A 16,414-nucleotide genomic window follows, 5' to 3' on the forward strand; every position below is an offset into this window, starting at 1 on the left:
TTCAGGGTGATTGGAACGGATTGCGAGACTCCTGCGGGAGCAGCGGGACAGGTGAGACTCATGGAGGAGTTTACGCTGAGGAGGCTCACCGCCCGCCCCGCGGAAAGCGAGATCTCTCGCTGCAATCAACCACACCGCATTACTTGGTAAATAGCAACAAAGTTTGTGAACAGCGGAAAATAAAAACCCCTAATATGCTCAGAGGTCTAAAGAATCATCCATAAATTAAACTAGATACATATAAAACAATTGGTAATGTCACCAAGCTTAATACCGTACTAAACAATGTGGCTGTTGATACGAATTGTGGTTCTGTATCATATTGGAGTGCATACATAGTTGTATTCGCAGCTGTTGGCATCGCCGAAAGTACGATCATTATTTGTTTTAATAAATCATCAATTGGCAGGAATAACGTAAATACGAATGCAATAACAGGTGATAACAATAGTCTTAAACCTAAAGATAATGAAAGTGGAGCAAAATCTAATTTTTTCACAGAAATTTTAGCAAGCTGCATCCCTAAAATAATCATAATTGTTGGAACTGCTGCATCTCCCACCATCTCGATGGCATCCATAAATGAACCTCCGACCGGTATGTGAAAGAGATGAAAAACGATCCCAAGCAGTGCACCGTATACAATAGGCACTTTCACAACCTCTTTCAAAGCCATTTTTATGCCGCCACCCTCTGGAGAGCCCTTTGCAGCATAATAAATACCAACTGTACACATGAGAAGCTGCTGAATAACCATTAAAATAACGGCGTAATGAAGCCCTGCCTCACCGAAAGCAAAGAAAATAAGGGGTGTTCCATAATTCCCATTATTCATAAATGCAGATGCAAGGATCATCCCACATGTTTTCTTTACAGTATATCTTCTAATAAATGCAATGATATAAATAATGATAATTAGGCAAAGCGCTAGCCCGACCGTGTAAAAAGTCATCATTGCGTAATCAATTGTCAAATCTGTTTTATAAAATGTTTGAAAAGCTAAAAAAGGAAGCATTAAATATATCGCCATAACAGATAATGGCTTCGTATCAAACCCAATCATTTTTTGCCCAACAAATCCAATACCAAAAATAAAAAAAATCGGAATTAATACCGTGAAAAATTCCATAAGATCACCTTACCTAACTACGAATCTATGAATTGATTTATCTAGTATACCATATGAATATTATTGGATTGGTTTATTTAGTTGGTAGACTATTTTTGACCCATGAGTGAGGAAAATATTTCCCGGGCACTTAAATTCTTATTCACAACCCTTTAACCTCTATACCATTATCCTGCAAGGCTCTATTTATTTTTTTCGCAAATTCAACCGAGTGTTCCCCGTCACCATGGATACAAATTGTGTCAGCAGTTATTGGTACTTCATGTCCCGATTGTGTGATAACCTTTTGATCTAACACCATTTTTATCACTTGAGCGATTGCTGTGTTTTCATCTTTAATAAGTGCGTCCTCTTGATGACGAGGAGTTAACGTACCATCCCTTTGATACGTTCGGTCTGCAAATACTTCATTCGCTGTTTTCAAGCCGAATTTGTCTCCTGCTTTAATTAATTCACTTCCAGCAAGCCCATATAAAATAAGCTCGGGGTTTATTTTATAAATGGCTTCGGCAATCGCCTCTGCAAGTTCCTTCTTTACAGCAGCCATATTATATAACGCACCATGTGGCTTTACGTGTTTTAATACGGCTCCCTCAGCTAATACGAAGCCGTGAAGTGCACCGATTTGGTAAACAACGATATCATACACCTCCGCTGATGTAATAGACATTGTTCTTCTACCAAAGCCTTTTAAATCATCTAAGCCTGGGTGTGCGCCAATACTTACAGAATGATCCAATGCCAGACGTACGGTTTTCCTCATCGTTTCCGGATCGCCAGCATGAAACCCACATGCAATATTTGCAGATGTAATAGAAGTAATGATCTGCTCATCGGCACCGATTGTATATCTTCCAAAACTCTCCCCCATATCACAATTCAAATCAATACGAACCATTCTTCATCCTCCTAAAAGCTAATGAAATACCCATTTTCACTTTTGAAATCATCTGATCTCTATCTAAAAGCAATCTTTGGGCATCTGGTATGCTTATTTCTTTAAAAGTCAGGTTTTCGCCTGGCAATACTTGTGATAATACTGGAAAATCAATACTTGCTACATAACCTATTTTCGGGTAACCACCTATTGTTTGCCGATCAGCCATTAGAATAATCGGTTGACCATCTTTTGGCACTTGAATCGTTCCCATCGTTACAGCTTCTGATAAAAGTTCAACATTGGTGGTTAACTTAAGTGCTTTTGCAGATAGGCGATATCCCATGCGATCTGAATTAGGAGTAACTTTATATTTTTCTGAAAGAAATTCTCCTTTAGACTTTTCTGTAAATAGATCAAATTGAGGTCCTTTTATAAACCGTATTTGTGGGTCTTTTTTATAAACTGGTTTTATTAGAGAACTTACAGTCCAATTGACTGGTTTAAATGGCCCTGACCAAATTTGCATACGAAGGAATTTTGATAAATCACTTGGATTGAAGTTAAGTACATCCCCCTTTTGCAAAGCACGGCCTTGATAACCACCTATACCACCTCTTACATATGTACTTCTGCTTTCCATTACCAATGGAACATCAATTCCCCCTGCAATCGCTAAGTAGGTTCTACAGCCTTGTTGTGGACGGCCGAAGCGAAGGACACTTCCTGCTTTTACAAAAATTGGTTTCCATAATGGTACAGGTTTACCGCCAATGCTCGCAGACAAATCAGCTCCACAAAGCGATATTAACGTATCCTGTTGAAATAATAATGTTGGTCCTATTAACGTCATTTCTACTACTGCATCATCTTCGTTATTGCCAATGAGAATATTGGCAATTTTTGCTGCAACCTCATCCATCACACCTCCAACAACAACTCCATATTTCTGAAAGCCAATTCTCCCTAAATCCTGAACTGTTGTCGATAAACCTTGTTCCAGCACCTTTATCGTCATTGCTTCTCAATCCTTAGAGCTTCAAATTGCTGTGGAGTAATTGGTTGAAAACGGACGAAATCTCCTGCACTCAATAGACTAGGTTGTTTAGCATTCTGTCGAAATAATTGTAATGGAGTTCGGCCAATTAACTGCCAGCCTCCTGGACTTTCGATCGGGTATACACCTGTTTGTTCCCCGCCAATCCCTACACTCCCTACCGGTATCGTCAATCTTGGCGTCGCTTTCCTTGGTGTTGCAATTTCTTTTGACATCCCACCAAGATAAGGAAAGCCTGGCGCAAAACCAATCATATAAACTAAGTACTCTTGGTTAGCGTGGATATCAATGACTTGCTGTTGTGTTAGATGATGGTAGCTTGCAACATCTTGTAAGTCAGGGCCAAAATCTCCACCATAGCAAACTGGGATTGTGATTGTTTTTGATGGATAAGAATTGGATACAGGTAGGTTAGCTAAACTGGATTTTAGGATATTAAGGACAACGTCATATGGTGTTTTTTTGGGAGTAAGCATCTCAACCTTTGTTGGTTCATAACTAATTGTGGCAGTAGTAAAGCTTGGGATGACCTCGAGCAATCCTAGAAAAGGGTGTGCTTCTATGAATTCAGTGAAGGCAATGATCTTTAGATGAAGGTCTTTATGTAGTTCTTGACCAAAATGAATCGTGATTGCCTTGTCGCCTTGTGGGTAAAAGGTGATTTGGTCCATTTTATCCTCCTTCTCGTTCTGATTGATTGTAATTGAGATCCCTTAAATCAATTTTTATGAAACATTTTAGATTTAGTCTGATTATTAACTTTATTTTACCATTAACCTGAGGTTTACTACTATTGTCTGACTTTTATAAGCATAAAATGTTAGCCACAGTACTTTCCCTAAATACAAAAGGAGCTAGACCTAATAATAATAGGTTAAGCTCCAAATCAATCTTCACTTTCATTCATTTATTAACGAATCTGTCCTGTTCCATAAACAAAAAACTTACTTGAAGTTAATGCGTTTAATCCCATCGGACCTCTAGCATGTAGCTTTTGTGTACTAATGCCAATTTCCGCTCCATATCCGAATTCAGAGCCATCCGTAAAACGTGTTGATGCATTATGATACACAGCTGCAGCATCAACTTTATTTAGGAAGTTATTTGCATGGTCCTCACTTGCTGTGATAATTGCTTCTGAGTGTTTTGTTCCATACTTATTAATATGGTTAATAGCTTCTTCCACACTGTTTACTACCTTTACACTTACGGAAAGAGCCAAGTACTCAGTATACCAATCTTCTTCTGTTGCTAATTTCGCAGCACCAAACACACTACTTACTACTTCATCCCCATAAATTTCAACACCATTGTCATTTAGCGCATCAAGTAAATCCTTACCATATTGTGCAAACCATTTTTCTTCTACTAAAATCGTTTCAATCGCATTGCATACGGAAGGGCGTTGAGTTTTTCCATTAATCACAATACTTTCAGCCATCTTATAATCTGCTGATTCATCGATAAACACATGACAGTTTCCAGCTCCTGTTTCAAGAACAGGTACTGTTGCCTCTCTAACCACTGTATCGATCAGGTTCTTACCACCACGTGGAATTAGAACATCTAAATATTCCTTTAAGTGGAATAGTTCTTTTGCTGTTTCTCTGCTTGTATCTTCAATTAATTGGACAGCATCTACAGGTACTTTGCTTATTTCTAGAGCTTTATGAATTGACTGAACAAGGGCCTTATTTGAAAAACGTGCAGATGAGCTTCCTCTTAAAATAACAGCATTTCCTGTTTTTAATGTAAGTGTTGCTGCATCAATTGTTACATTAGGCCTTGCTTCATAAATCATCCCGATTACACCAAGTGGAACGCGATTCTGATTAATAAGCAGACCATTGTCTTTACGAATCGTTTCTAGCATTTCTCCTACAGGATCTTTTAGATCAATTAAAAGTCGTATCGCTTCTGCCATATCAAGAATGCGTTTTTCGTTTAGCATGATACGGTCTAACACGCTTTCTGATAATCCATTTTTTCTTCCAGCTTCAAGATCCTTTTGATTTTCTTCAAGGATAAACTCTTGATCTACAAGTAACTGATCAGCAATTTTCGCCAACGCATCATTTTTTTCCTCTGTTGAAATGCCAACCATCATAAAACTTGCATTTTTTGCTGCTTTTCCTTTTTGTAAGACCTCACTCATCCTATTCCCTCCTATGCTTTTACCCATTTATTTCGATGTATCACAACAATTGATGACAAAACCTCGTCTTTACTTAGCTCTTCACTTCGTTTCCCCATGAATTTTTTTAACTCATCAGAAGAAAAAAGAACCTCACCCTTGCCTAGTAATCCATTTGGTCCAACCACTTCAACAACATCACATTTCTGAAATGAGCCTTTAATATCATAGACTCCAGCAGGAAGTAGACTTTTTCCATTGTATAAAAGTGCATCCTCTGCACCTTTATCAACGTAAATTTTGCCTGATACTTCCGAATGAAACGCAATCCATTGTCTACTATTATTAATAGAAGTTAATCCGTCTTTTCCAATATAGGTTCCATTTCCTGCGCCCTCGATTATATCTATTAGCTTGTTATTTCCTTTCCCTAAGCCAATGAATACTTGAACACCTAATGAAATTGCCGTCTTAGCAGCCATTAATTTCGACTTCATTCCGCCTGTTCCTACCTTTGTTCCAGCACCTTCAGCTGCAGAAAGCATGTCGTCTGATACCTCTGGTAGATAGTCTATTTTTTTTGCTAAAGGATTTGTCCGAGGATTTGAATCATATAATCCATTAATATCTGTTAAAATAATAAGCTGGTCGGCATGAATAAGTCCGCTTACGAGTGCAGAAAGCATATCATTATCACCAAATGTAAGCTCTTCAACAGAGACGGTGTCATTTTCATTAATAATTGGCAAAATCCCTCGTTCTAAAAGCTCTGTAATTGTCGCATAAGCATTTTTATAGCGATCCTGCTTTGAAAAGTCATTTCGTGTTAAAAGAATTTGTGCAGGTATGATATCAAATTGACCAAACTGTTCAATATAGGATTGGACAAGAAGACTTTGTCCAACCGCAGCTGCTGCTTGCTTACCCTTTAATGTAACCGGTCGTGTTGGATAACCTAGCCGAGCAAATCCTGCAGCTACTGCACCTGATGACACAAGCAGCACTTCATGACCCTCTTCACGTAATGCTACCACTGCATGAACATGGTCTGAAAATTTCTCTTGATCGATTTGACCCTTAGCATTTGTTAACGAGCTACTACCGATCTTGACGACAATCCGCTTTTTTTCCATGATCTCTTTCCTCCACTATCTTTCTTAAAATACATACCCTGCATATTTAAAACAAAAAAGCCCTATTCATCCCTAAAAATAAGGACGAAAAGAGCTATGCTTCCGTGGTACCACCTTTATTGAATGTGAATTAGAAATGCGGAAGCGCCTTGTTCAGCTCCGACAAGCATAAGACGCTAATGAAATGAAGGTGTTCTTTACCTTCAATTCATTAGCGGCTAGACCCTAGAGGCAGTCAAAAACGCGACGTCCTGTCGCATTGACTGCCTCGCACGTCCTGTGCTTCGAAGCTGTGGCGCTGGAGCTAGACTCGAAATCTAAGTACAAAAACTTAAACCTTCTTATCTATTTTTCAATCACATCCCACTTTACCCTTTTAACGTAGGGACACGCCTATGTTTTCATAGGACTCGGGAGGTAGGTTCGGCAGCTTTTATGTTATGAAGTCTTCCAGCTAATAAACTTCACTCTCTGGTACTAAAAGTCCCGCTTACTATTCCTCCGTAAACGTTCTCCGATTTTTTACTATTATGCCGAGTATTTTGCCTACTGTCAAGCCTGTAAACGCTAATTTTTAGAAAATTTACAAATGGAGTTATTGTTATTTTCACAGTTTCTTACTTATCTTTATTTCATCCCATTTACCAAACTTATAATAACCATATGCAATCACACTGCTAATCACAAAACTTAGTCCCATTCCAACTGCAATCCCATTTTCGCCTAACCAAACTGAACATAAATAGGATAATGGGTAGCGAAGAATCCAAAAGGAAATCACATTTAAAACTAATACTTGAAACATCGCACCTGCAGCACGGACAATACCATTTAAGATAAAATTAATCCCTAAAAACGGATAAAATAGGGCAATAATCTGTAAGTATCTCATTCCAAATTGAACAGCGGCTTCTTCATTAATAAATAGCCTAATCGCCATTTCTGCAAATAAAACGACCAGAATACTTATAAAGACCATAATAAATAGATTGATCAAAACTCCATATTTAGCAATCTGGTGAACACGGTCCATCTTATTTGCCCCGATATTTTGTCCAGCCATACTATTAACAGCTGTACCAAGAGCCATAGCTGGTAACATGATGACACTATCAAGACGCTGTGCAGCACCAAATCCAGCGACAACATCATTCCCCAAGGAGTTGACAACACTCATAATTGCCATGACACCAGCTGAAATGACGGTCATTTGTAGGCCTGATGGAGTTCCAAGCTTTAAAATCGTCACGATTTCATCCTTTTTAGGTAGCTTAGGTAGAATAAACGGGATAAGCTTTCGTTTCATCGTATCGCAAATACCATATAAAAAAGCAATACCTTGTGAAAGAATCGTTGCATAGGCTGCACCTTCAATTCCAAGTTTGAATACTAACAGAAATATCGGATCAAGAAGCGCATTTAAAATAACGGCAATGACAACATATCGAATCGGTGTTTTACTATCACCTAGTGCCCTTAGGACTGTTCCGATGAAATTGTAGCCAAATAAAAATAAGATTCCGATGAAATTGATTTGAAGATAAGCCGTTGCCTCTTGGATCATTGACTGAGGAGTACCGAGAAATTCTACGATCGTCTTGGAAAAGATATAGCCGATGATCCCTAACAAAACAGATAAACTCGTTAATATCACAACAAACGCATTAATATAACTCTTTAGCCCACTTTCATGCCCTTGACCCTTTTGCTGTGAAAGAATCGTTAAAGTTGCGTTATTTATTCCAATAATGAACGATAAAATTGTAAAAATCACCGTACTAGATACGGCAATTGCCCCTAGAGCATTTGCACCGAGCAGATTCCCAACCCACAAGCTATCGATAAATTGATAGGATACTTGTAATAGGTTTGTAAGCATAATCGGCAGTGAAAAAAACCAGATTTGCTTCACAATCTTTCCATTCGTAAAATCCTGTTGATTCATGCCATACATTCCTCTCATGTCGATCCATTTATCTTATCATAGCCCTGGATAGACACGCACAAGGTTTGCATTTTATATAATGGGAGGTTTACGATAAATTTTTATCTACGATTATGAGGCTTTTATCTTCGAAAATATTAATTTATCTTCGAAAAATGATTATTTATCTTCGATTTTTTCATTTTATCGACCATTCGACAAAATTCATCAAATTGCTCCACTCCTCTTCACTGTTCCCAAACAATCATTAGGACTTTATTAATAATAACGACAACAATAAAAGTACCAGCTAATGAAGGTTTGCCTGAAGCATATAATGCGAAAGCTGCTGCACCATTGATAACAATCTCTAATAGTAGTCTAATTGGGACACCAACTTTAAAGGGTGCAGCCGGGGAGCCGAACAATCCCCAAAGAGTTGCAGCTACTAATGGTGTCCCAATCCCTAATATAACCTTCAGAAAGATTCCATGACCTGTTTTAAAACCCCAATAACCAAGTGCTGCTAATGCACAAAGTTCTAAAACAAACCGCAAGCCTAAATTACTAGCTTTTAATAAAAGCATTCCCCTCTCCCCCAGTACAGTGTAACGTTATGAATCTTTTTTCATCTTGTCAATTCCAGCTAAAAAACTATCAATTAATAAATGGAGGCTAATATCAAGGTCAAGAGGCAAACCAAACCCACCCTTTTGTTCAAGAGAAGAAAATCCGTGTAAAATGCTTCTTAATCCACGAACAGCATGGAGCGCTGCATCTTTTTCTAAACCGTATCCATTTAACACTTGAATTGTTAAATCAACGATCTTTTGACCTGCTAATTGAATCTCTATATCTTCCGGATCAGATATACTAATTGTTATCTCATATAATCCAGGCTGAGCCCTTACAAATGCAACATAGGCATCCGCAATTGCATGGACTGCTACATCCTTTGATCTCCCAATTGCAGCTTGTGTTAGCTTGCTATAAAGTTCTTCCAAGCCGTGTATAGCTAATTTTCTTCGTAGACCAGATAATCCATCAATATGGTTGTACAAAGATGGCGGACGTACCGATAGTTTTTTTGCCAAGGTTGCTAAGGTAATTGCTTCTACACCCTCTTCATTAGCAATTTGAGTAGCTGTTTGTAAGATTGTTTGTAAATTAAGTCCGATTCTTGGTGACATCCTAATCAACCTTTCTCTATTTCGTGGCTGTTGCTACATTTTTTTCTGCTTGATGAATAGCCTTTTGAATAAGGAGTTCTGGGTTTTTTATCATTTCTCCATGACCTACTGCCAATAAGCTAGGCTTTAATTTATCAATCCTTTTCACACTTTCAATTGCTATTTCTTTGTCCCATGTACCAAATGCGGGAAATGGAAAAAGCGGAACAATTTGGCCACTTACCGCGGTTCCTCCTCTAGTCTGCATCGCATCGCCGACAATTATTGCTTGGTTACGAGTATCAAAGAAAGAGATTGAGCCTGGCGTATGTCCTGGAGTTGCAATAACCTGTAATGAACCAATGCGATCTCCTTCATCCAGCAGGTGATCTGCATGTGTTGTTTTAAGACTTTTAGGAACTCCACCTTTGATTGGTATTTGTGACTCATTACTGTCTAATGTTCTATCCCCTTTTAGTAAACGACTTTCACGAGTAGAGATGGATACAGGGACATGAGGGAATTTTCTTTTCAGTTCATCTAAGGAACCAACATGATCTACATGTGAATGTGTTAATAAAATATTTGTAAGTGGCTTATCAAGTTTTTCAATTACATTCAAAATTCCTTTATAACTGCTCGGTATCCCTGTATCAATTAGCGTAAGTTCTGTTTGTTCTTCAATTAAGAAACAATTCACTGGAAAAAAACCTGGTAAAAATGTCAGTTGATAAACAGTCTCTTCCTTTGATAATTTCATAAAAAATCTCCCCTTTAATCCGATTAGTTTTAAAACTAACATCATTAGTTTTATTGTAACTAGTTTCATTATTTTTAACAAGGGGACTTTTTACATAATTTTCTACAAATAATACCGTTAAGTATTTTCACTTCCAACTGCCCAATACCATACTAAAAAGGCATACCACTAAAATGTGATACACCTACATTAAATCAGTTTTTAATTCGATATACTCTTGTTTCATATGGTTTTAGAGTAAACTTACAAACTAAGTCGTGGTCAAGTACATCATGATTTGCTAGCAATAAGCCTTCTGAACCTACAGAGAAATCCAATACATCTTCCCATGTCGCTAATTCCTCTGATAGATTTGAAAACACAACAACCTTGTCATTATCCATTGTACGTGTATACGCATAAATTTGCGGATGATCATCAAGTATCAAATTATAGTCTCCATAGGTGAATACTTCATTTTTCTTCTTAAGTTGAATCATTTTTTTATAAAAATGAAGCACTGATGACTCATCTTGAAGTTGATTTTCTACATTTATTTCTTTAAAGTTCTCATTCACACCTAGCCATGGTTTTCCAGTTGTAAAACCAGCATTTTTCTCTGCTGACCATTGCATCGGTGTTCTTGAATTATCGCGGCTTGAAGACCAAATTACATCCATAATATCCTTATGTGCCACGCCTTCCTCACGTTTAATTCGGTACATATTTTTATCTGCAACATCATTGTAATCTTCAATAGAATTAAATTTCACATTCGTCATTCCAATTTCTTGACCTTGATAGATAAACGGTGTTCCTTGCATTAGGAAGTACATCGCCCCAAGTGCAGTTGCACTTTCATACCAATACTGTGCATCATTTCCCCAGGTAGAGACTCTACGTGGTTGATCATGATTTTCGATAAAAAGTGCATTCCATCCTTTGTTTTCAAGACCTTTTTGCCACTTTGATAAGACATTTTTCAATTCAACAATGTCTAGCTTTTTCTTTTTACCTGCATCCCATAACGATAAATGCTCAAACTGGAATACCATATTGAATTTTCCTGTTTCTTCACCTACCCACTCGTCAAGGTCTTCTTTATCCTCTGCTTTCACACCGTTTGCTTCTCCAACAGTCATAATATCGTATTTAGAAAAGGTTTCTTCCTTTAATTCTTGAAGGTATTTATGAATTCCACTTACATTCATATGCTTATCAAAGGATGGAACATATTTTAGTCCCGTATCATTTGGCATATCCTCTAAGCCCTCTTCTTTATTAATGTGACTAATTGCATCAACACGAAACCCATCAATCCCTTTATCAAGCCACCAATTAATCATTTCGTATAAAGAATTTCTTACCTCTTTGTTTCGCCAATTAAGATCTGGTTGCTTTGTTGAAAAGAGGTGAAGATAATATTGTTGTGTATTTTCATCATATTTCCAAGAAGATCCACTAAAGATACTTTCCCAGTTATTAGGTTCCTTACCGTCCTTACCATCACGCCAAATATACCAATCACGTTTAGGATGATCTTTTGAAGAACGAGATTCAATAAACCAAGGGTGTTCATCACTCGTATGGTTAATAACCAAGTCAATAATGAGTTTCATCCCACGATTATGAACTTCCTCTAATAATTGATCAAAATCTACCATAGTCCCAAAATCATCCATAATATCTTGATAATCGCTAATATCATAACCATTATCATCATTTGGTGATTTGTACATTGGACATATCCAAATGACATCAATTCCTAAATCTTTTATATAGTCTAATTTGGAAATCATGCCTTGCAAATCACCGATACCATCGCCATTAGAATCCATAAAACTTCTAGGATAGACCTGGTATGCGACAGCTTCTTTCCACCATACTTTTTTCATTTATTCTTTCCTCACTTTCTTACGAATGGGATTATTAAAACTTTCAATATATACTTGCGTCACATTGAGATATTCTTATTATTGGCACAAGATTTACGCTCAATGATTTTTGTAGGAATTGTAATTCGTCTAGGTAATAAATCCGGATTTTTTATTATTTCAATTAAACACTTTGCTGCCTCATATCCAAGCTGATAAATTGCTATATCAACTGACGTTATTGATGGCTTTGAATGCTCAGAAAGCAGTAAATTATTAAAGCTAACAATTGATACATCATCAGGAACACGAATCTTCATATTCTCAAGGTGACTAATTATTTCATAAGCGATTAAATCATCCTGAGTAACGAGCCCTGTTGGTGGTGACTGCAAATTCATAAGTGAGGTAATAGCTTTCTTACCATTTTCTTTTATTAACTCTTCATTGACTAAGTATTCATCATTGAATGGAATTCCTGCTTCACTTAGAGCTAATTTGTAACCATTTAAACGATCAATTGTGACAACAAAGTCTAGACTGCCACCAACAAAGGCAATATTCGTATGGCCTAACTTGATTAAATAATTCGTAATTTGTTTTGTAATAAAAATATTATCGTTATCTACATACGTAACTCGTTCTTCATTTTCATCTGGCCTTCCAACTACTGTAAAAGGAAAATCTGCTTCTTGTAAAAATTTCATCGTTTTATCGTTCACCCGAGAATACAGGAGAACAATTCCGTCAACTCGTCTTCCTTGAACCATAGAAGTGACCTCTTCAAAGATTTCGTCCTCTGTTGATCCTGTTGATAAATAAATACCATATTTATTAGTGTGTGCATTTGTACTTATTCCCCTTAATACTTCTGGGAAAAAGGGGTTTTGAAATGCATGATAAGCAGAATTAGGCATAATCACACCAATTGCCTGAGTGCTTTTAGCAGCTAGACTACGAGCTTGAAAATTAGGGTGATAACCTAGTTGTTCCATTACTTCTCTAACACGTTTTTTCGTTTTTTCACTAATTCGCGGGCTATTTGAAATAACTCTCGAGACAGTTGATGGTGCTACATTTGCTTCTTTTGCTACATCTTTGATTGTAACGATCATAGCAACCTCCTTAACAAAGGAAAGAATTATCCATTTAATTTGTGATATAATATAATGAATTCTAACCAAAATCCCTTATTTTTTTGAATATCTTGAAACTACAGATTTCGCCTCAATTCTACCCTGAAAATAACATTTTATAGTAAGCCTGTTTAGAATGAATACCTCTTCAGGAAAACGTTTGCGCAAATCTATATAGTAATGAATAGCCTACTCCCCTTGAGAAGACAGTGCTTTTTAATATAATTTAATGAAATCGCTTGCGCAATCTCGAACTTAATATATCATATATAAATTAAACGCACAATATGTACTGTCAGTTTAATTAAATAGTATACAAAAAACCGAGTGAAGAACAATTAGTTCTTACTCGGTTTTTTGTATTATTAGTGCATAGATGTCATAACCCAAACTGTACCCACAACAATGATTATTGCAATTAATGCTGCAGATATCATCTTACCTACCTGCCAAACACCACTTTCGCCTTCAGACACGTGCATGAACATAAATAACTGAATAGCTGCTTGGAGAAATGCAAGGCTGAATACAATAATAATAATTGTATTTAATGGTAAGTCAGTGTATAGTCCCAACCAAACCGCTAGAAATGTTAAAACAATTGAAAAGATGAAACCAATAATTTGTGACCACGGAAAATGGTTATGATTACTAGTATTATTTGTCATGATCCCACCAACCCTAATAGATAAACACCTGTAAAGACAAAGATCCATACAAAGTCTAAAAAGTGCCAGTATAAACTTGAGATAAATACCTTTTTAGCTGTATCTGGTGTTAAACCTCTTTTTATAACTTGAAGAACAATTAAGATAATCCATCCAATACCAAGTGATACGTGAAGTCCGTGTGTTCCAGTCAAGAAATAAAAACCAGACCAGAATGCATTTGTACCAAGAGTAGCACCTTCATGAACTAAATGGATGAACTCAGTGATTTCCATATAAAGAAATCCTAAGCCGAACAACAATGTAATAATAATCCAAACAATCATCGATTTCACATTGTTTCTTCTCATTTCATGAATCGCAAGCCCACTAGTGAAGCTACTTGTTAGCAATAGCAATGTCATAATTAATGTATTCTTAAGATCAAAAAGCTCACTAGGCAGAGGACCTCCGCCTGTGTGGCCATCAAGTACAAAAAATGTTGCAAAGATTGTAGCAAATAAAGCCATTTCAGCGCCCAGGAAGATCCAGAATCCAAAGATGTTCAGTCTGCCTATTCCAGACTGATATTCCAAGGGCGTGTCAGGACTTATATTTTCATTTACATGTGCCATCACTCACGCCTCCTTTTTCTCTTCCGTTTTTAAGATTTCTTCCACGCTGACATAATAACCTTCATCCTCTTTATGTGAGCGAAGAGATCGAACTGCTAAACATGCTAGGACGCCGATACCACCTAAAATAGCAATCCACCAAAGTTTAAAGACTAATCCGAAACCTGCTACAAAGAAGAAAGCTGACATAACAATAGGCGTTCCTGCGTTACTTGGCATATGAATTGGTTTATATTCGATTTTTTCTTTTTGCTTCTCTTGTTTCATAAGCCAGAATGCATCATAACCTTTAACTTCAGGAACAACTGCAAAGTTATAATGTGGAGCAACCGCAGTAGTTGTTGCCCATTCAAGTGTACGTCCATTCCCCCACACATCACCTGTTGTTTCTCTTTTAGAATAACGGAAGCTGTAATATACGTTATAAACAAGGATCATGAAGGCGATACCCATTCCTATACCACCAATCGTTGAAATAACGTTTAATCCAGTCCATCCATCTTCTGGACCGTATGTGTATACACGTCTTGGCATACCATCAAATCCTAATAAGAACTGCGGCAAGAAACAAACATTAAAACCAATCGTAAAGAACCAAAACGTCCATTTTCCAAGTCTTTCATTTAATTTATGACCGAACATTTTTGGATACCAGAAAACAAACCCTGCAAAGCAAGCAAATACTGTTCCGGCAATTAATGTATAGTGGAAGTGAGCAACAAGGAAGTAACTGTTATGGTACTGAAAATCGGCTGCTGCCATCCCAAGCATAACACCTGTAACTCCTCCAATTAGGAATGTTGGAATGAAACCGACCGACCAAAGCATTGGTACGGAAAACTCAATCCGACCTTTATAAAGTGTTAGTAACCAGTTAAAGATTTTAATTCCTGTTGGTATCGCAATGGCCATTGTCGTGATTGAGAACACAGAGTTAACCGCTGCGCTTCCACCCATTGTAAAGAAATGGTGAACCCAAACAAGGAAGCTTAGGAAAGAAATCGTCACGATTGATATAACCATTGATTTATAACCAAATAATGTCTTTCTTGCAAATGTCGAGATAATTTCAGAGAAAATCCCGAACGCTGGCAAGATAACAATATATACTTCAGGATGCCCCCAAATCCAGAACAGGTTTGCCCAAAGCATCGGCATTCCTCCGTCAGCTAACGTAAAGAAATGAGTTCCAAATATACGATCAAATGTCATTAACGCTAGAGTGACAGTTAATACTGGAAAGGCAAAGACAATAATAAATGCAGTTACAAGCGACGTCCATGTAAACATAGGCATTTTAAGTAGCGTCATACCTGGAGCGCGCATTTTAATGATTGTTACAATAAAGTTAATACCAGTTAAAAGTGTTCCGATCCCTGAAATTTGTAAACCGAGTAAATAATAGTTTATTCCTGGTCCAGTACTACCTTCAATTGCTAAAGGAGCGTAGTTCGTCCAACCTGCATCTGGTGATCCACCAAATACAAAGGAAATATTAAATAAAATTGCTCCAAAGAAAAATGACCAAAAGCTTAACGCATTTAAATATGGGAATGCTACGTCTCTCGCTCCAATTTGCAAAGGAACAACGACGTTCATAAGCCCCATAACAAAAGGCATTGCCATGAAAATAATCATGATAGTACCGTGTGTTGTGAAGATTTCATTATAATGGTGTGATGTTAAAAATTCATTATTAGGAACAGTCAGTTGTGCTCTCATTAATAATGCATCAACACCACCGCGGAAAAGCATGACAATGGCAGCAATAATATACATTATCCCTATTTTTTTGTGGTCGACAGTTGTTAACCACTCTGTCCATAGCCATTTCCATTTTTTAAAGTACGTTAAAATAAATACGATCCCAATCACAGATAATAAGATGGATATGTTAGCCCCAATAAGCATTGGATCATTTAAAATTAAATTATCTTTAATAAAATCAAACATTTGGTGT

15 protein-coding genes are annotated in these 16,414 nt (G+C 37.1%); all 15 read right to left on the minus strand.

Annotated elements, in window-relative coordinates:
- Positions 1 to 214: 214 nt before the first annotated feature.
- A complete protein-coding gene (locus I7822_RS17145) occupies positions 215 to 1,129 on the minus strand; it encodes an AEC family transporter (RefSeq protein ID WP_207980331.1) in 915 nt (304 codons plus the stop codon).
- A 142-nt stretch (positions 1,130 to 1,271) separates the two neighbouring features.
- Positions 1,272 to 2,027 carry a LamB/YcsF family protein gene (locus I7822_RS17150; protein ID WP_207980332.1) on the minus strand — a complete coding sequence of 252 codons (756 nt, stop codon included), beginning with the start codon at positions 2,025 to 2,027 and terminating at the stop codon, positions 1,272 to 1,274.
- Entirely contained in the window at positions 2,014 to 3,024 is a 1,011-nt protein-coding gene (locus tag I7822_RS17155; protein ID WP_243459513.1) for a 5-oxoprolinase subunit C family protein, read from the minus strand. The genes I7822_RS17150 and I7822_RS17155 overlap by 14 nt, the downstream gene beginning before the upstream one ends.
- Entirely contained in the window at positions 3,021 to 3,734 is a 714-nt protein-coding gene (gene pxpB, locus I7822_RS17160) for a 5-oxoprolinase subunit PxpB (RefSeq protein ID WP_207980333.1), read from the minus strand. Before pxpB ends, I7822_RS17155 begins: the two co-directional genes overlap by 4 nt.
- Before the next feature lie 239 nt (positions 3,735 to 3,973).
- Positions 3,974 to 5,218, minus strand: a complete 1,245-nt coding sequence (locus I7822_RS17165; protein ID WP_207980334.1) for a glutamate-5-semialdehyde dehydrogenase — start codon at positions 5,216 to 5,218, stop codon at positions 3,974 to 3,976.
- A gap of 11 nt (positions 5,219 to 5,229) precedes the next feature.
- The gene (proB, locus tag I7822_RS17170; protein WP_207980335.1) at positions 5,230 to 6,330 is read right to left on the minus strand and encodes a glutamate 5-kinase; all 1,101 of its coding nucleotides are present in this window, start codon (positions 6,328 to 6,330) and stop codon (positions 5,230 to 5,232) included.
- A gap of 607 nt (positions 6,331 to 6,937) precedes the next feature.
- Positions 6,938 to 8,275, minus strand: a complete 1,338-nt coding sequence (locus tag I7822_RS17175) for an MATE family efflux transporter (protein ID WP_207980336.1) — start codon at positions 8,273 to 8,275, stop codon at positions 6,938 to 6,940.
- 227 nt (positions 8,276 to 8,502) lie between these two features.
- The gene (locus I7822_RS17180) at positions 8,503 to 8,841 is read right to left on the minus strand and encodes a YrdB family protein (protein WP_207980337.1); all 339 of its coding nucleotides are present in this window, start codon (positions 8,839 to 8,841) and stop codon (positions 8,503 to 8,505) included.
- A 27-nt stretch (positions 8,842 to 8,868) separates the two neighbouring features.
- Positions 8,869 to 9,444: a TetR/AcrR family transcriptional regulator gene (locus I7822_RS17185; protein WP_207980338.1), complete on the minus strand. Its 576-nt coding sequence runs from the start codon at positions 9,442 to 9,444 to the stop codon at positions 8,869 to 8,871.
- Between the two features lie 16 nt (positions 9,445 to 9,460).
- Complete coding sequence (locus I7822_RS17190; protein ID WP_207980339.1) at positions 9,461 to 10,183, minus strand: MBL fold metallo-hydrolase; 723 nt, start codon at positions 10,181 to 10,183, stop codon at positions 9,461 to 9,463.
- Between the two features lie 194 nt (positions 10,184 to 10,377).
- Positions 10,378 to 12,057 carry a glycoside hydrolase family 13 protein gene (locus tag I7822_RS17195; protein ID WP_207980340.1) on the minus strand — a complete coding sequence of 560 codons (1,680 nt, stop codon included), beginning with the start codon at positions 12,055 to 12,057 and terminating at the stop codon, positions 10,378 to 10,380.
- A 59-nt stretch (positions 12,058 to 12,116) separates the two neighbouring features.
- Positions 12,117 to 13,151 carry a LacI family DNA-binding transcriptional regulator gene (locus I7822_RS17200; protein ID WP_207980341.1) on the minus strand — a complete coding sequence of 345 codons (1,035 nt, stop codon included), beginning with the start codon at positions 13,149 to 13,151 and terminating at the stop codon, positions 12,117 to 12,119.
- A 386-nt stretch (positions 13,152 to 13,537) separates the two neighbouring features.
- A complete protein-coding gene (gene qoxD, locus I7822_RS17205; protein WP_207980342.1) occupies positions 13,538 to 13,840 on the minus strand; it encodes a cytochrome aa3 quinol oxidase subunit IV in 303 nt (100 codons plus the stop codon).
- On the minus strand, positions 13,837 to 14,454 hold the full coding sequence (qoxC, locus tag I7822_RS17210) for a cytochrome aa3 quinol oxidase subunit III (RefSeq protein WP_207980343.1): 618 nt from the start codon (positions 14,452 to 14,454) through the stop codon (positions 13,837 to 13,839). Before qoxC ends, qoxD begins: the two co-directional genes overlap by 4 nt.
- 3 nt (positions 14,455 to 14,457) lie before the next feature.
- Positions 14,458 to 16,407: a cytochrome aa3 quinol oxidase subunit I gene (gene qoxB / locus I7822_RS17215; protein WP_207980344.1), complete on the minus strand. Its 1,950-nt coding sequence runs from the start codon at positions 16,405 to 16,407 to the stop codon at positions 14,458 to 14,460.
- Positions 16,408 to 16,414 lie beyond the last annotated feature (7 nt).

This window comes from Metabacillus bambusae (assembly GCF_017497975.1).
GTDB classification, from domain to species: Bacteria; Bacillota; Bacilli; order Bacillales; family Bacillaceae; genus Metabacillus; species Metabacillus bambusae.